This is a genomic window from Actinophytocola sp., assembly GCF_050699935.1.
Lineage (GTDB): Bacteria > Actinomycetota > Actinomycetes > Mycobacteriales > Pseudonocardiaceae > Actinophytocola.
Genome location: NZ_JBOHGB010000011.1, coordinates 1 through 16,406, shown reverse-complemented (window position 1 = coordinate 16,406; position 16,406 = coordinate 1). Strand labels below are relative to the sequence as shown.

At 71.1% G+C, this 16,406-nt stretch carries 18 protein-coding genes and 1 pseudogene; 15 read left to right on the top strand and 4 right to left on the bottom strand.

Annotation, left to right across the window (positions count from 1 at the left end; translation table 11 throughout):
* Positions 1–497: 497 nt before the first annotated feature.
* The 3 genes and pseudogenes from ACRDTB_RS06675 to ACRDTB_RS06665 all read right to left on the bottom strand — a co-directional run.
* A pseudogene (locus ACRDTB_RS06675) lies at positions 498–620 on the bottom strand (helix-turn-helix domain-containing protein); the annotation flags it as partial.
* Between the two features lie 390 nt (positions 621–1,010).
* Entirely contained in the window at positions 1,011–2,075 is a 1,065-nt protein-coding gene (locus ACRDTB_RS06670) for a LacI family DNA-binding transcriptional regulator (protein ID WP_431429084.1), read from the bottom strand.
* A gap of 46 nt (positions 2,076–2,121) precedes the next feature.
* A complete protein-coding gene (locus ACRDTB_RS06665; RefSeq protein WP_431429083.1) occupies positions 2,122–2,757 on the bottom strand; it encodes a TetR/AcrR family transcriptional regulator in 636 nt (211 codons plus the stop codon).
* A gap of 124 nt (positions 2,758–2,881) precedes the next feature.
* Here ACRDTB_RS06665 and ACRDTB_RS06660 point away from each other — a divergent pair, with 124 nt between their 5' ends.
* From ACRDTB_RS06660 to ACRDTB_RS06595, 14 genes are all read left to right on the top strand, one after another.
* Positions 2,882–3,043, top strand: coding sequence for a hypothetical protein (locus ACRDTB_RS06660; protein ID WP_431429082.1), 162 nt, complete (start codon positions 2,882–2,884; stop codon positions 3,041–3,043).
* Between the two features lie 21 nt (positions 3,044–3,064).
* Positions 3,065–3,961 (top strand): SAM-dependent methyltransferase, encoded by an 897-nt coding sequence (locus tag ACRDTB_RS06655; protein ID WP_431429081.1) that lies wholly within the window; start codon positions 3,065–3,067, stop codon positions 3,959–3,961.
* Between the two features lie 77 nt (positions 3,962–4,038).
* Complete coding sequence (locus ACRDTB_RS06650) at positions 4,039–5,427, top strand: class I adenylate-forming enzyme family protein (RefSeq protein ID WP_431429080.1); 1,389 nt, start codon at positions 4,039–4,041, stop codon at positions 5,425–5,427.
* 54 nt (positions 5,428–5,481) lie between these two features.
* On the top strand, positions 5,482–5,751 hold the full coding sequence (locus tag ACRDTB_RS06645) for a phosphopantetheine-binding protein (RefSeq protein ID WP_431429079.1): 270 nt from the start codon (positions 5,482–5,484) through the stop codon (positions 5,749–5,751).
* Positions 5,748–5,993, top strand: coding sequence for a hypothetical protein (locus ACRDTB_RS06640; RefSeq protein ID WP_431429078.1), 246 nt, complete (start codon positions 5,748–5,750; stop codon positions 5,991–5,993). Before ACRDTB_RS06645 ends, ACRDTB_RS06640 begins: the two co-directional genes overlap by 4 nt.
* A gap of 28 nt (positions 5,994–6,021) precedes the next feature.
* Positions 6,022–7,146: a beta-ketoacyl synthase N-terminal-like domain-containing protein gene (locus tag ACRDTB_RS06635; RefSeq protein ID WP_431429077.1), complete on the top strand. Its 1,125-nt coding sequence runs from the start codon at positions 6,022–6,024 to the stop codon at positions 7,144–7,146.
* Positions 7,143–7,703 (top strand): beta-ketoacyl synthase chain length factor, encoded by a 561-nt coding sequence (locus ACRDTB_RS06630; protein WP_431429076.1) that lies wholly within the window; start codon positions 7,143–7,145, stop codon positions 7,701–7,703. The genes ACRDTB_RS06635 and ACRDTB_RS06630 overlap by 4 nt, the downstream gene beginning before the upstream one ends.
* On the top strand, positions 7,700–9,310 hold the full coding sequence (locus ACRDTB_RS06625; RefSeq protein ID WP_431429075.1) for a class I adenylate-forming enzyme family protein: 1,611 nt from the start codon (positions 7,700–7,702) through the stop codon (positions 9,308–9,310). Before ACRDTB_RS06630 ends, ACRDTB_RS06625 begins: the two co-directional genes overlap by 4 nt.
* 1 nt (position 9,311) lies before the next feature.
* Complete coding sequence (locus ACRDTB_RS06620; protein WP_431429074.1) at positions 9,312–9,857, top strand: hypothetical protein; 546 nt, start codon at positions 9,312–9,314, stop codon at positions 9,855–9,857.
* Positions 9,854–10,504, top strand: coding sequence for a disulfide bond formation protein DsbA (locus tag ACRDTB_RS06615; RefSeq protein ID WP_431429073.1), 651 nt, complete (start codon positions 9,854–9,856; stop codon positions 10,502–10,504). The genes ACRDTB_RS06620 and ACRDTB_RS06615 overlap by 4 nt, the downstream gene beginning before the upstream one ends.
* A 28-nt stretch (positions 10,505–10,532) precedes the next feature.
* A complete protein-coding gene (locus ACRDTB_RS06610; protein WP_431429072.1) occupies positions 10,533–11,696 on the top strand; it encodes a 3-deoxy-7-phosphoheptulonate synthase in 1,164 nt (387 codons plus the stop codon).
* A gap of 50 nt (positions 11,697–11,746) precedes the next feature.
* Positions 11,747–13,888 (top strand): aminodeoxychorismate synthase component I, encoded by a 2,142-nt coding sequence (gene pabB, locus ACRDTB_RS06605; protein WP_431429071.1) that lies wholly within the window; start codon positions 11,747–11,749, stop codon positions 13,886–13,888.
* Complete coding sequence (locus ACRDTB_RS06600) at positions 13,888–14,679, top strand: aminotransferase class IV (RefSeq protein ID WP_431429070.1); 792 nt, start codon at positions 13,888–13,890, stop codon at positions 14,677–14,679. Before pabB ends, ACRDTB_RS06600 begins: the two co-directional genes overlap by 1 nt.
* Complete coding sequence (locus tag ACRDTB_RS06595) at positions 14,676–15,140, top strand: MaoC family dehydratase (RefSeq protein ID WP_431429069.1); 465 nt, start codon at positions 14,676–14,678, stop codon at positions 15,138–15,140. The genes ACRDTB_RS06600 and ACRDTB_RS06595 overlap by 4 nt, the downstream gene beginning before the upstream one ends.
* A 13-nt stretch (positions 15,141–15,153) precedes the next feature.
* On the opposite strand, the gene ACRDTB_RS06590 is transcribed toward ACRDTB_RS06595, so the two are convergent.
* Entirely contained in the window at positions 15,154–15,357 is a 204-nt protein-coding gene (locus tag ACRDTB_RS06590) for a hypothetical protein (RefSeq protein ID WP_431429068.1), read from the bottom strand.
* Positions 15,358–15,831: 474 nt separating this feature from the next.
* On the opposite strand from ACRDTB_RS06590, the gene ACRDTB_RS06585 reads away from it, so the two are divergent.
* Positions 15,832–15,999: a hypothetical protein gene (locus ACRDTB_RS06585; protein ID WP_431429067.1), complete on the top strand. Its 168-nt coding sequence runs from the start codon at positions 15,832–15,834 to the stop codon at positions 15,997–15,999.
* Positions 16,000–16,406 lie beyond the last annotated feature (407 nt).

Genomic DNA, 16,406 nt, shown 5'->3' with positions numbered 1-16,406 from the left:
GCTCTGCGGTCGTTGGCACAGTCGTCTCGTAGTCGATCATCACGGCAGCCCGGGTGAGGTGCTGAACTTCGGGCTCGCCTGGGCGTCGAGCCAGCCGCGTAACTTGAGGATCGAGACCTCGTCCCGCAACCTCCTCCTGGACTCCCACCGACGTGTGGGGAGCCCGGGCACCAGTCCGCAGGTAGTTCAGCGCCCACCGCAGCCACTCGCGCACCGATGGGGGCAGGCCCAACAACAGCGACCTGACACCCATGCCGAAGAGCGCCATTGGCGGGCACGATCCGCTCGATCACCTTGATCGGGGGCTGGCCGAAGAGTAGTCCGGGCTTGACGAACCGGCTGGGCCCGCCGGGCGCCGCGCCTGCGTCGGCGTCGGTAGGTGCGGCCGATGCGCGTCGTTTGCCCTCCCCGGACCGAGCGCGCCGAACGACTGCGCGTTGCCGCGCGCGATGCGGGTGACAGACGCCCTTGCCGGGGTCGGCGTCGCGGCGAATCTCCCGGCTGATCGTCGCCGCGCTGCGGTCCAGCTCGCGAGCGATCGCGCGGACGGTCTTGCCCATGCGCAACAGGTCGGCGATCGTGATCCGCTCGTCCTCGGACAGGAACCGTGCCGAGATCACCTTCGGCCGTCGGTCGATCGGCGGGTAGGTGTACGGCACGCCGCCGACTTGCTCATCCCTTGCGCCATCAGCTGAAGATATTGATCACGCTTATCGGCCAACCGGGCTGGACCCCGCTTCGCGGGGAAATCAAGGGCCGTGCGGGCGACGTCGGCGCGGCTGAGTGTGAGGTCGGCGGCGCGGGCTCGGGCCATGGCGGTAACGGCCCATTTGGTGGCGGAGTGGAGCTGCCCGGAAACGGTGACGCGCCCTGTGCCGGCGGAGAGTCGCGCTGTTGCGGCACCGATGCCCGAGGACGCCCCCGGTGATCAGGAGGACGGGGTGCGGCCATCCTGCCGATGGTGCCAGCTGACGCTGTCGGACCGTATCCCGGTCGACGCTGGCCGTGCCTCAGTGCGGACAGCCGCAGCTGGCTCGAAGCACCAGTTCGGTGTCCAGAACCAGGTCGAGGTCGGCGTCGCAGTCCCCCGCGATGTGCCTCCGCAGCACCCGCGCGGTCTGTGCGCCGAGCTCACGCAGCGGCTGGTGGATCGTGGTCAGCGCCGGGTTCGTGATCGCGGCCATCGGTATATCGTCGAACCCGGTGATGGCAAGGTCATCCGGCACCCGCAAGCCCGCGCTGAGGGCGGTGACCAGCACGCCGACGGCCAACTCGTCGTTGGCGCACGCGATCGCCGTCGGCCGTGGGTCGAGCCCGAGCAGGTGGTTGGCGGCGAGGATGCCGTCGTGTTGGGCCAAGCCGAGCTCGAGCGGCCGAGCCGGCTCGGCCAGCCCAGCCGCCCCGTGCGCGGCACGGAATCCCTCCCAGCGAGCGAACACGTCCGGTGACCCGAAGGGGTTCCCCACGAACGCCAGGCGCCGGTGCCCGTGCGCACCGATGAGATGTGCGCTCAGCCGCTCGAAAGCATGCCGGCTCTGCGTGCGCACCGTGGGAACACCCGCGGCCGGAGGAGCGGCGAACCGGACGATGTGCTCGCACCGGTCGGCGATCGCCTCGTACGCCTCGCCCGACACGGCGCCACCCATGACCGCGATCCCATCGACCCGGTCGGCCATGTCCAACGCGAGGTCTGGGGAATCACGCAGCAGGTGAGTACCGAGAACCTCCATGGACAGGTGCGCCGTGACCGCCTCATCCTCGAAGCCCGCGATCACCTCGGTGTAGTACGGCCCAGCACGCCCCGGCACGACGACACCGAGTGCGGCGTGCGGGCGCGGGTCGGATGCTCGTCCGGGATGCCTGGGCCGGTAGTTGTACCGCTTGATCGCCTCGAGCACCCGCTGTCGCATCTGTGGCGACACCTGACCAACACCACGAGCGACACGCGACACCGTCGCGACAGACACCCCGACACGGTCGGCGATCTCCCGGACCGTCGGTTCCTTCTGCTTCGCCACGTGCTGCCGCTTGCCGCCGAGCTCGGCGAGCGGTGTGCGCCGCACTGACTCACTCATGGCGCGGAACCTTAACTGACCCGAGGTCAGTTACACCACCCCTGGCTCAGCGGTCCGCCAGCAGCGCCCGCACCATCGCGGCGAGCTCGACGGTGAAGTCGACGACGAACGGCTCCATCCCCGGCTCATCGAGCACGGCGCACACCGGCGGGGCCGGGTCGGCCAGATGCCACAGCCCGATCACCAACGCGTCCAGCCGCAACAGAAACCGAGTGCCACCTCCGGCTCCCAGGGTCGGAACCCGTTGCTCCAACAACGGAGCCGTGACCTCCATGCCCCGCAGCAGGAAGTGCTTGAACTCCCGCACCCGCTCCTGCCCCACGTTGTGTTCCAACGTCGTGTGCAAGATCGCCAACAAGCGCACCAGGGCCGATCTGCTCGACAGCGACGACGCGATGAAGCCGCTCAACTCGTCCGGCCCGACCGGCCCTGTTCTGTCCCCCAGCCAGGCGTTCAGCGCGCCGAGCCACTCCCCCAGCCGATCCTCCACCACGGCCAGGAACAGGTCCTCCTTCGTACCGAAGTACAGGTACAGCGTGCCCTTCCCCAAGCCGGCCCGCTCCGCGACGCTCGTCATCGTCACGGCCTCGTACGCGTGCTCGTCGAACGACTCCAACGCCGCGGCCACCAACGTCGCTCGACGTTTGCGCTTGTCATCCTCGTTCCGGGCCCGCCGCCTCATCCACGAAGTGTGACATGCGGGGACACGTGTGCCTGGTCACAGGTGGACTACCTCGGTACAGCCGATTCGTCCTTTCGGTCGACAACGTTCGTAGCTGTAACATTTTTCCGCGGTTTCAGGGCTGGTGCGCCGGACCAAACGCTGGTTAGCGTTGCGCTCGTCCATTGAGGACCGGATATTCGATCGGCTAGCTGCCGACAATTGCGAATTCGACGAAGAAGGCGACGAGCGTCGCCGAAAAATGGGCGTGCCCAATGAGTACCGCCTCCCCGGCGCGCTGACCTGACCGGAGGGTAGTCACGTGGCAATGACGAGTGCGTCGACCGCGGCCACGCGGTCCACAGTGGCCGACGCCGTGGGCGCCACCAGCCTGATGACCGCGGCCATCCGGGCCGACGAGTCGACGTTGCCGGACCGCATGTTCGACGATCCCTACGCCGGGCACTTCGCCGGCGAGGCGGGGCGGGCGATGCTGGGCGAGCTGGATCTCGCCGACCAGGCCACGGAGCAGGGCGGTGTGCCCGGCGGCGCCGCGACCCGCGGCTTCATCGCGTTGCGCACCAGGTTCATCGATGGCGCCCTGCACGCTCTGCGTACCGAGGACGCCGGACGGCAGGTGGTCATGGTGGCTGCCGGTATGGACGCGCGGGCGTACCGGCATCCGTGGCTGTCCGGCGCGGCGGTGTACGAGCTCGACCAGCCGGGAGTGTTGGCGTACAAGCAATCCGTCATCGACAGGCTCGGCCTCACCCCGCACGCACGACGCCGTCCGGTCCCCGCGGACCTCACCGGGAACTGGGTTCCGGCGCTGCGCGCCGCGGGGTTCGAGCTCGACCGGCCGTCGGTGTGGGTGGCGGAAGGACTGATGTACTACCTGCCGGGTGACGCGGTGCGGGCGCTGCTGACCACGATCGCCACGCTGTCCACACCGGACAGCCGGTTGCTGGTGGATCTGGTCAACGCGGACATGCTGACCGTACCGGAGACCCGGGAGATGCTGCGCCGCTACGAGCGGTGGGGTTGCCCGTGGCAGTTCGGTACCAGCGAGCCGGTCGCACTGCTGGCCGAACACGGCTTCACCGCAACGACGGTCGGCCGTCCGGGTGTGCCGCCGCACGACCATGTCCGCTGGCCGTTGCCGGATCCGCCGGCCGGAGTGGCCGCACCCAGGTCATATTTTGTGAACGCGACTCGGAATGGCTGACGGCGTCTGACGCGGGCGATCGTGTGGTCGATGGAAAAGCGTACCCAATACGTCTTTGAGCCGTGAGGTCGTGAATTATGGATGGTCGCGAACTGGTCGACGACGTGTTGTTCGTCAACGCCGGCCGGAAATTTCTTCGCCTTGGCCGGCCGGTGGATGTGAACACCGTCCGTCGCGAGGTTGCCTCCGTGGAGTCGGAGCTGCGCGCGCACGGCGTGCGCGCTGGCAGTGTGCTTGCCGTCCGGCTGCCGCCATCGCTGGCGTCGGTGTGCACGCTGCTGGCCGGCTGGCATGCCGGCGCGCAGGTCATGCTGCTAGATCACCGGCTGACCGACCACGAGGTGACCCGTGCACTCGAACGGATCCGACCACGCGCGCTGGTGTCCGCGGCGAGCGGGTTCGGCGGCCCACTTCTGGGTCACCATCCGGTACGCACCACGATCGACACCTACCCGGGACGGCCCGCCGAAAGCGAGCACGTGCTGATACAGCTCAGCTCCGGCTCCACCGGCCCGTCGAAGATCATCGGCCGGACCGCCGCCGGACTCGCCGCGGAGCTCGAGCGCTACGCCCGGATTCCCGGCATGCCGGGGCGTGGCGAGCGGATCGTCGTGCTCAGCTCGCTGATCCACACCTACGGGCTGATCGGAGGGCTGCTGTACGGCATGCACTCCGGCGCCGACGTCGTGGTGCCCGACCAGCTCACCACGAACGGCATCCTCGACGCGATCACCTCCGGACCCGAGCCGACCACCGTGCTCGGCGTGCCGGTGCAACTGGAGCTGCTGGCCGCCACAGGTGTCAACGGGCGACCGCCAGCGCAGTTGGTCGGTGCGGTCTCCGCGGGAGAGGTGATCCGCCCGGAGGTGCCCACGGCGTTCGCCGAGCGTTACGGCGTGCCCGTCGGCGAGTGCTACGGGATGACCGAGGTCGGCCTTATCGCCATGGACATGGCGGGGACGCACCGGCCGGCGGTCGGTCCGCCCGCGCCCGGCGTCGAGGTCCGGCTGGACGGTGACGAGCTCCTGGTGGCCTGCGCGGAAAACCCGTACCTCGGCACGGTCGACGAGTCCCGTTGGGTGGACGGCTGGCTGCACACCAGGGACGCCGCGGCGATCGACGCCTCGGGCGTGGTGCGGGTGCTCGGGCGGCTGGACTCCCAGGTGAACGTGGGCGGAACCCGGGTCGATCTGTCCGAAGTAGAACAGACGCTCGCCGAGTTGCCCGAGGTGATCGAGACGGTCGTCGTGTTCGACCGGAAGATCGAGGCCTACATCGCGCTCCGGGACCCGGCGCGGCTCGCCGATGTGGAGGCCGAGCTGGCGAACCGGCTCGCCCCGTTCAAGCGACCACGGCTGAACCTCGTGGCGCGGTTGCCTCGCACCTCCAGCGGCAAGCGCAGGCGGGATCTTCCCGCACTGCGGGCGTGCCGGACGGACCCCGCGACCAGCCGCACGGCGAGCTGACCCGTCGTTCGAACGAACATCTGTCTCAACGAAATCGATCCGAAGGACATGACGGTGAAAGAGAACGAGAAGCTACGCGAACTGGTTGTTGACACGCTCAACGAGTTGCACCAGGAGGCCACTGACCTCACCGACGACACGCCACTCGGCCCGGCGGGGCTCGATCTGGAGTCGCTGGTCATCGCCGAGCTCGGTATGCGCATCGAGGAGAGCTGCGGTGCGCCGTTCTCCGACGAGGACATGGAGCGGGTGGCCGGCCAGACGCTCGGCGAGTTCGTCGCCGAGATGGCCGAGCGCGCGAGGGCCGGTGCCGCGGCCTCATGAGCACGCGACCGATGCTGGACCGGGACGAGGTCCTGGCCATCCTTGCCGCGCAACAGAATCTCGCCCCAGACGCGGTGAGCGAGCGGCTCGACTCGCTGGATCTCGTCTGGTTGCTGCACACCGTTCAGGAGCGATACGGGGTCGTGATCGATCTCAGCGACGGCCAGTTCGGCGCCGTGCTGACGATCTCCGACGTGGTCGCCGTGCTGCGGGAGAGGCTGGCCGATGCCGCGTCCGCCTGAGCACAGTCCACCTGGGACCGGACGCCCGGTGGCGATCACCGGCATGGCGGTGACCACCGCGGCCGGCCGGGGCACCGCGGCGCTGGCCGAACGGATCTTCGCCGGACGGCCGGCGTTCGGCCCGGTGTCCAGATTCGACACCGGCCGCTACCGGGTGGGCGTCGACGCCCACCTGCCAGGTGCCGGATCGCTTTTCGACGAGCTGGCCGCCGTGGTCGAGGACGCCTGCTCCGCCGCGCGGCTGACCGGCGCCGACCGGGCGGCGTGCCCGCTGTTGCTCGCCGCGCACCGGGATCCGGACTTCGCGCGGTTGCCGGCGGCACAGCGCGATGCCGCGCTAGCTCGCGACGGCCACGCCGGTGCACTGGCACGCCGCACCGGTCTCGGCGGGCCACTGCGCACCTACGTCACGGCGTGCGTGTCAGCGAGCACCGCGGTGGCCGACGCCGCCGCGATGATCACCTCCGGCCGGGTGGACCGGGCGGTGGTCGCGGCCGGCTACCTGGTGAGTGAGGACGACTTCGCACTGTTCGACGCCGGGCGGGCGCTGGCGGCCGACGGCCGGGTGCGACCGTTCAGCGCCGGACGCGGTGGGCTGCTGCTCGGCGACGGTGTCGCCGCGGTGGTGCTGGAGGCGGAGCCGGCCGCCACCGGGCGCGGAACCCCCGCACTGGCACGGCTTGCCGGCTGGGGCCGGGCCGGCGATGCCTACCACCCGTGCCGCCCGCGGCCGGCGGGGACAGGCACCGGCCGGGCGGTGACCGCGGCGCTGCGGCGGGCCGGGTTGCGGCCGGCGGACGTCGGTTACGTCAACGCGCACGGCACCGCTACGCCGGCCAACGACCCGGCGGAGGCAGCGGGGCTCTTGCTCGCGCTCGGCGGGCATGCCGGCAAGGTTCCGGTGAGCTCCACAAAATCCGTGCACGGCCACACCCTCGAGGCCGCTGGGCTGGTGGAGCTGGTGGCGACCGTGCTCGCGCTGCGGGACGGCCGCCTGCCGGTCAACGCCGGCTTCCTCGAGGCCGACCCGCATTGCCCGCTCAACCTGGTGCTCGATGATCCACCGCAGCACCGGCCGAAGTACGCGCTGAGCCTGAACATCGCCTTCGGCGGGGCAAACACCGCGCTGCTGGTGGAAAGGAGCGCGGCGTGACGCTCTCGGTCGACAGCGGTGTGGTGGTACTCGCCAGGGCGGCCTGGCCGGAGTCCGATGTGGACATCAGGCCGCCGGAGCTGCCGATGTTCGTCCGCTCGTCGTTCAGTCCGCTGGTCGCCGAGGTGGCCGCCCGCTGCCTCCGCCGCCACCATGGCGCGCCGCCGGTCGATCCGGAGACCGGTGAGCGCACGGCGGTGGTGGTGCTCAGCGTGGCCGGCGACGTGGTCACCAGCGCCGAGATGGTGGCAGCCGTCGATCAGGGCGAGCGGTTGGCTCCCATGCTGTTCTTCCAGTCGGTGCCCAACACCGCGGTCGGCCACGTGGCGGCCACCTGGGGCCTGGCCGGGCCGGTCGTGTGCCTGAGCCCGCCTGGCGATCCCGCCGCGGGTCCCCCGGCGTTCGAGGACACCGCGCTGGACTACGCGACCGAGCTGATCAGCGACGGAGACGCGGATCGCGTCCTGGTGCTGGTGATCGAGCAAGGGGAAGCGACCGGCGACGAGGACCGTGCCGCGGCGATGTTGGTGACAGGACCAGGCCTGGAGGACCAGTGAGTCAAGCATCCATTCGCGCCACGCTGGCGGCCGATCCCGCGGTCGGCGCCGGCAACGCGCTCGGCGCGCTGATCGAGTACGGCGCGCCGCTGAACACCCCGACGCTCGCCTTCGACACGGAGGTGGACGGCCACCCGGCGTGGTGTTCGCTGACGCTCGGCACGCTGTACCAGCGGGTGCTGGCGCGCGCGGCCTGGCTGCACGGGCACGGCGTCCGGCCGAGGGATCCGGTGGCCGTCTACACCACCGACGCCGCGGACGTCGTGCTCGGCTTCCTCGCGCTCGCCCGGCTCGGCGCGATTCCCGCACTGGTGAACGGAAACCTGGACGGCGCGACCGCGGCCGCCTACATCGGCAGGCTCGACGCCACCGCGGTTCTGGCCGACCGGGAACACCGGGAGCGGCTGGCCGGCCGCGTGCCGGAACTCGCGCGGTTCGACGTCGAGGCGGTGGGAAGCGGCAGGACGCAGGACGCGCCGCCGGCGTACCGGCATCACGCCGACGATCCGATCGCGATCACGCACTCGTCCGGGACCACCGGCGCGCCCAAGCCGATCACCGCGACGCACGCGAGCCAGTTCGCGGCGGTCCGGTACCGGCTGCGTCGGCCGAGGGCGCAGGGTTCGGACCGCTCGCTGTCCGCCCTGCCGGTACCGCACAACGCGACGCTGTCCATCCTCAACTTCTCCCTCGGGTCCGCCTCCGAGCTGCTCGTCCTGTCCAGGCAGGACGGACCGTACACATTGGACGCGATCCGCCGGTGGCGGCCGGGTACCGTGCTCGGCTTCCCGGTCACCTGGGCGGAGCTCGCACGGATGGACCTCCCCCCTGACGAGCTGGACTCGGTTCGGCTGTGGTGGAACGTCGGGGACTGCGCGCACGAGGCACACATCCGCAGGCTGATCGCTTCCGGCCGGCGCCGGGTCGCCACCGCGCACGGACTGCGGTGGACCGATGGCTCCGTGTTCGCGGACAACTTCGGTTCCTCCGAACTGGGACACACCGTCCTGTCCATCAGGCACCACCCCGGCACCGAGCGGTTCGGCCGGTGTGTCGGTCGCCCGGAGCCGTACGCGGAGGCGGTCGTGCTGGGACCCACCGGCGAGCGGCTGCCGCCCGGTGAGCATGGGCTGCTCGGTGTGCGCTCGCCGTCGATGTCACCCGGCTACTGGAACGACTCCACGGCCACCTACCGCAGCAGGCTCGCCGGCTGGGTGCTCACCGGAGACGTGGTGTACCAGGACGAGGACGGCTACTTCTACCACCTCGACCGGTCCACCGACGCGGTGTCCACTCCGGACGGAACGGGACTCTACACGGCCGTGATCGAGGAGTGCGTGCTGGCGAGCTGCCCGGACGTGCTGGACTGCACCGCCGTGGCGAGCGTGCACGACGGCCGGCCCGTGGTGGAGGTGCTGCTGCGGCTCACCACGGACGCCGACCGAACCGCCGACCGGACCGCCGCGGTGCGTGCCGTGCTCGACCACGGCGTCGCGTCGGCGCTGCGGCGGGTCGTGGTCGTCGACGACGCGGAGATCCCGTTCGGCGCGACCGGCAAGGTGCGCAAGCGGATGCTGCGTGAGCGCATGACCGGGATGGTGGGTTGAGATGACCGGGTTGGCACGGGAGGTGGCTCCCCTGGCCGAAGACGGTCCACCGCACCAGTTCTGGTGGCTGCACGACGCCCGGTGGTATCAGGGGGTGGCACGGCGGTTCGGTCAGCGGGCCGCCAACGAGATCAACGCCGAGGCGCTGCGGTTCGTCGCCCGGCGGGTCGCGGCGTGGTGCGTGCGGGAGCGCAACCGCCCGCCGGCCGACATGCCGCTCGCCGAGCTGTTGCCCCTGCTCGCCAGGATCAACTACACGATGTGGCCCGAGGAGATGGTCTCCGTCGAGCATCACCCCGTCGAACCGGGCCGCGACGACGGGGCCGACGAGTGGGAGACCGTGGTGGTCAACCACTTCGTGCCGAAGATGCTGCGTGCCGCGCGGAGCACGGACGGCTACCAGTCCGTCTGCATCCCGGTCCGAGCCGGGTTCTACGAGGGCCTCGGTCTGTCCGTTGAGGACGAACATGTCGAGTGCCAGTTCGACGGCGACGAGGTGTGCCGGTTTCGCACCGTCCGCCTGCCGGTGCGGGAGAAGGTGTCATGAGCGGTGACCTGAGTGCCGGGTCGACGTATGCGGTCGACGTCTGGGTCGATCCGCTGTGCCCGTGGGCCTGGCAGACCGCCCGCTGGCTGCTCGAGGTCGAGCGGACCCGGCGGGTTCCGGTGGGGTTTCAGGTGATGAGCCTCGCGGTGCTCAACGAGGGCCGTGTGGACGTCGACCAGTGGTACCGGTTCCTCGCCAGGCGGGGCTGGGGACCGGTGCGGGTCTGTGTCACGGCGGTGGAGAAGTACGGCGAAGAGGTGCTTCGCCCGCTCTACCTCGCCATGGCCGAGCGAATCCACCGGCGGCGCGAAGGATGGGGTCCGGGGATGCTGCGTGGCGCGCTCGCCGACGTGGGCCTGGACCAGGTGCTGGCCGACGCGGCGGGCCGACCGGAGCACGACGAGGCGGTGCGGGAAAGCCACGCCGCCGGGGTGCGGCCGGCGGGTGACGCCGCCGGCACCCCAATGGTCCACATGCGACGGACCGGCGGGCCGGGCGGCGACTTCCGGACCGCCTTCTTCGGGCCCGTGCTGTCGCCGGCGCCGGCCGGCGAGGACGCCGGGCGGCTGTGGGACGCGCTGTGCGTCATGGCAGAGATGCCCGGCTTCGCCGAGCTCAGGCGCCCCCGCCAGGAGGCGGCGTCATGACACGCACCGCAGTCGTCCCGGAGCAGACATGACAACGACCGTTCTTGCCACGGCGGTCCAGCGGCCGGCCTGGGCCGACCTCGGGCTCGTGCGCTCGGTTCGCGCCGAGCTGTCCATCCGCCCGCCGCTGGTGGACGCGGGAGGGGTGCGGCGGTTCGCCGGCGTGCTGGCCGCGGTCGCCGCACGCGACGCGGTGGTCGTCCACGGTGGCGACTGCGCCGAGCGGTTCGCCGACGCAACGCCGCATGCCGTACGCGCGAAGGCGGGTCAGCTCGACTCCCTCGCCGGCCTGGTCACCGAGGCGACCGGGTTGCCGGCGGTCCGGCTCGGCCGGCTCGCCGGCCAGTACGCCAAGCCGCGGTCGTCCGACCGGGAGGAGCTGGCGGACGGCACGACCGTGCCGAGCTACCGCGGGGACGCGGTGAACGGCCCGGCGTCGACCGACCGCGAGCCCGACCCGGCGCGGTTGCTGCACGCCTACGACAGCGCGCGGCGCACGCTTGCCGAGCTGGCCCGGCTCAACACGGGCCGGGCAGACCTGAGCCGGATCTACACGTCCCACGAGGCACTGCTGCTGGACTACGAGGTGCCGCTGCTGCGTACGTCGCCCGATGTGGCGGTGTCCGATGTGGACTTCGCGTCCTCCGCACACTTTCTGTGGGTTGGCGACCGGACCCGCGATCCGTCCGGCCCGCACGTCGAGTTCGCCGCCCGGGTGGCCAACGGAGTCGGGGTGAAGGTCGGCCCGAGCATGTCGCCGGACGAGGCGGTGCTGCTGTCGCGGCGGCTGAACCCGCACGGGCTGCCCGGCCGGGTGGTGTTCATCGTGCGCCTCGGCGCCGGCCTGGTGGACCGGGTTCTGCCGGACCTGGTTGCGCGAGTGTCCCAGGCGGGCGCGCCCGTGGTGTGGTTCTGCGATCCCATGCACGCGAACACGGTGCGGACCGCGAGCGGCATGAAGACCAGACTGCTCCCCGCGATCCTGGCGGAGACCGAGTCCTTCGTGCGGACCGTCCGGGCGGGTGGGCAATGGCCGGGCGGCGTCCACCTGGAACTGACACCCGACGACGTGGTCGAGTGCGTGCCCGCGGCCACCGAGCCGGTCGTCCTGCGCTACCGGTCCGCCTGCGACCCGCGGCTGAACCCGGCACAGGCCACCGACGTGGTGCGCCGGTTCACCGAACTGCTCTGATCCGGCCCCGCCACCGACTCACTACCGGCTTCGCGACCGTGAGGTGCCAGATGCGAACCCTCGTCATCGACAACTACGACTCGTTCACGTACAACCTCGCGCACTACCTGGCCGAGGTGACCGGTGCCGAGCCGGTGGTGGTCCGCAACGACGACCCGGATCTCACCCTCGACGAGCTGGATCGCTTCGACAACGTGGTGCTCTCGCCGGGTCCCGGCACGCCGCAGCGCCCCGCGGACTTCGGCTTCTGCGCCGAGGTGATCCGTGCCGGCCGGCTGCCGGTGCTCGGCGTGTGCCTCGGCCACCAGGGCATCTGCCACGAGTTCGGCGCGACGGTCGGGCCCGCGCCGGAGGTCCGGCACGGGAGGACATCCGCGGTGTGGCACACCGGTGCCGACATCCTCGACGGCCTGCCGTCGCCGTTCGAGGCGGTGCGCTACCACTCGCTGGCGGTCACCGGCCTGCCCGCGGAGCTGGAGGCCATCGCGCACAGCGTGGACGGGGTGCTGATGGCCGTACGGCACCGGACCCGGCCGCTGTGGGGCGTGCAGTTCCACCCCGAGTCGGTCTGCACCGAGCACGGGCACCGGCTGCTCGCCAACTTCACGGAGCTGAGCCGGCGATGGAACGCGGCACGGGGCCGGCCGGCCGGACCGCAACCGGCGCGCCCGGCCACGGCCGGGACCGGCGCGCGGCCCGGCCGGTCTGGCGCCGTGGCGGAAGCCCTGCCGGAGCCGGTCGACGGGCTGCGAGTGCGGCACCGGCGACTCGACCTCGCCCTCGACCCGGAGGTCGTCTTCGACGCCTACTACCGCGACTCCGCCTACTCGTTCTGGCTGGACAGCTCGCGACCGGGAGCACCGCACGGCCGGTTCTCGTTCATGGGCGACGCCGCGGGGCCGCTCGCGCGGGTGGTCACCGCGGACGTCTGGGAGCAGCTGATCACCGTCGAGTCGGCGGATGGCATGACGGTCCACCAGGGGTCCTTCCTGAACTGGCTGGACGCGGACCTGGCCGTGCACCGGGTGCCGGCGCCAGACCTGCCGTTCGACTTCGCGCTCGGGTGGGTCGGCTACCTCGGCTACGAGCTGAAGGCCGAGTGCGGCGGCGACCACGCGCACCGCTCGGACAACCCCGACGCGGCGATGCTGTTCGCCGACCGGGCGATCGCCTTCGACCACCACGAGCACGTGGTGTACCTCCTGGCCCTCGCCGACGACGCGCACGAGGCCGACGCGCGACGATGGCTCGCCGAGACGGGCGAGCGGCTGGAGTCGCTCGCCAATGTGCCGCCACGCGGACGGGCCGAGGACGCCGGTGAGCTCGGCGAACTCGTGCTGCGCCACGACCGGGATCGCTACCTCGAGCTCATCGACACCTGCCAGCGCGAGATCGACGCGGGCGAGACCTACGAGGTCTGTCTGACCAACATGATGAGCGCGGCCGGAAAACTCGACCCCTGGCAGACCTACCGGCGGCTGCGTGCCGACAACCCGGCGCCGTTCGCGGCGCTGCTGCGGTTCGGGCTGCTGTCGGTGCTGTCCACCTCGCCCGAGCGGTTCCTGCGAGTCTCTGGTGACGGCATCGTCGAGTCCAAGCCGATCAAGGGAACCCGGCCGCGGTCCGCGGTGGCCGAGGAGGACGAGCGGCTGCGGAGAGACCTGCGCGGCAACGTCAAGGACCGTGCCGAGAACCTGATGATCGTCGACCTGGTGCGCAACGACCTCGGCACGTGCGCGGAGGTGGGCTCGGTGCGCGTGGACAAGCTGTTCGACGTCGAGAGCTACGCCACCGTGCACCAGCTTGTGTCGACGATCCGCGCGCGGTTGCGGCCGGACTCCTCTGCGGTGCGGTGCGTGCGTGCGGCGTTCCCCGGCGGCTCGATGACCGGCGCGCCGAAGATCCGCACGATGCGGATCATCGATCGACTCGAGGGCGGTCCGCGGGGGGCGTACTCCGGCGCGCTCGGCTACTTCTCGCTGACCGGAGCGGCGGACCTGAGCATCGTGATCCGCACGCTCGTGGCCGCGCCGGACCGGATCGAGTACGGCACCGGGGGCGCGATCGTCGCGCTGTCCGACGCGCGGGACGAGTTCGCGGAGATCGCGGTGAAGGCGGCGCCGCTGCTGTGCCTGTTCGGCCGGCCGTTCCCGAGCGACGCCGTCGACGGCGTGCGAAACGAGGTGCCCTAGTGCCCACCACCCGCGAGCTCTGGACGGCCGGCACCTGGTCCACCGGACCACCCCCGGGCCCCGGCCCGCTGGTGGTCGACTCCTGGCTGGTGGAGGACGGCGCGGTGCGCGGGCTGGAACACCACTTCGACCGGTTCCACGCGGCGGCGACCGGCATTGCCGGCGTCGCGGCGGCCGTGGTGGTCGACTTCCTCGCCTCGGTGCCGTCCCGGCTCCCCACGACCGGCTCGTGGTTCCCGCGCGTCGAGGCGTGGCCGGACGGTCGGCTCGCCCTGTGGGTGCGGCCCGCGCCACCCCGCGCCGCGACCACCCGGCTGTGGGTACCGCCCGGGCCAGACCCGCGCCGCGTCCCCGGCGCGAAGGGGCCGGACCTCACCGCGCTCGCGGCGCTCCGTGAGCGGGCGGTCCGCGCCGGCGCCGATGATGCGGTGCTCTGGGCACCCGACGGTGCGGTGCTCGAGGCCGCACACGCCGCGCTGCTGTGGTGGCGGGACGGCGCGCTGTGCCGTCCCCCGAGCACGACGCTGCCGTCGGTGACCGTGGCCCTGCTCGAGGAAGTCGCGCGTCAGAGCCGGGTACCGCTGCGCCGCGAGCGATGCGCGGTGGACGAGTTGGCCGACCGTCCGGTGTGGACGGCGAATGCGCTGCACGGCCTCCGGCACGCCGAGGGCCCATCGCTGCCGAACTACGGGGGACAGTCGTTCGCCTGGTGGCGAGCCGAGCTCGAGGCCACTGCCCGGCCGCTGCACTCCAGTGTGGACGGAGCAGGCGCGACCGGGGATGTCCGGTGACCGGGACGCGGGTGTTCGCGAACCTCGACGAGCTCACCGCAGCCACGGGCGAGCACCTGGGCGTCAGCGAGTGGATCGAGCTGACCCAGGAGCGGATCGACACCTTCGCCGACGCCACCGGCGACGACCAGTGGATCCACGTCGACCCTGAGCGGGCAGAGGCTGGGCCGTTCGGCGCCACGATCGCTCATGGCCACCTCACCCTCTCCCTGATCCCCTTGCTGAGCCGGAAGGTGTTCCAGGTCAACGGCATCAGCATGGGCGTCAACTACGGCCTGGACAAGGTCCGCTTCCTGTCCATCGTTCCGGTCGGCTCCCGGGTGCGGGCCCGCGTCGAGCTGCTGGAGGTGGTGGACAAGCCGCGGGGCAAGCAGGCGACCCTGCGCACCATCGTGGAGATCGAGGGCGGCGCCGGCATACGCGCCTGCGTCGCCGAGTCGCTCGTGCTGTACGTGCCATAGCCGAGCACGAGCCTCAGGCGGTGGCGGCGATCATCGAGTCGTGCGCGCGGTTGCCGTTGGCGATCGTCGCCGCACGGGCCGCCATGAACCCAGCTCTGCCGCTGGCCACGCTGGCCGACGAGCTGCGTCGCTCCCAGGGCGAGTTGGACGTCCTCGACACCGGTGATGACGCCACCAACGTCCGGGCGGTCTTCTCCTGGTCCCACCGTGCCATCACGCCGGAAGCCGCCCGACTGTTCCGCCTGCTCGGTCTCCATGCCGCGCCCGAGACATCGACCGCGGCGGCGGTGAGCCTCGCCGCGCGTCCGATCGCGCGGACGAAGGCGTTGCCGGCGCGGCTCCACCGGGTCAACCTGGTCGACCAATGCGGGCCCGACCGATACCGGCTGCACGATCTACTGTGGACGTACGCGCGCGAGCTGGCCGAACGGCACGAGACCGAGCGGCTCGACGCCGTGCACCGGGTCCTCGACCACTACCTCCACACGGCGTACGCCGCGGACAGGCTGCTCGAACCGGTCCGAGACCCGATCACGCCGCGGACCGCAGCCTCGACACGCACGGCTCGCTCTCGAAGCCGCCGAGCGGCTCCGGGATCGCTCCGAGATCGCGCACGCACACCGGGTCCTGGCACGTGGCATGACCAGGCTGCACCGCTACACCGACGCCTACACCCATTTTCACGTACGCCATGGAGCTGTACAGCGAGCTGGGTGACCTCGTCGGTCAGGCGATCACGTACATCAACCTCGGCTGGTCATACGAGTGCCAGGAGGACTTCGCCCGGGCATTGCACTACAACCTGCTGGCGCTGGCCGGTCCTGAGCCACATCGGCGACGCCTACTGCCGCAAGGGTGACACTCGCGCCGCACGCCCGTACTACCTGCGGTCGCTGGAGATCCTGGACGAACTGGGTGATCCCACCGCGGACGCGCTTCGGGCACGACTACAGCACTGTGCCGATGCGCAACGAAACGGGTCGGCGGGACGTGGCGTACCCGGTCACGACGCGGATATGACACACGTTTGACTCCGCTCGCGGGTTGTATTCGTTCCTCAGACGAGGCGTGCCACGTCTCGCGCTGCGTGACACCGATGACCGCAAGGGGGAGCCGTTCTCGTGGGCCGGGCAAATCTCCGCAACATCAAGTTCACTCCGCTGGGTTGGGGGTTCGTCGCGATCGCGTTGCTGGGTCTGGTGGCCAGTCTCGCCGTGTACGCGGTGAGCACGTTCAGCTCTACCAGGGTCAGCGGCGACTACAAGA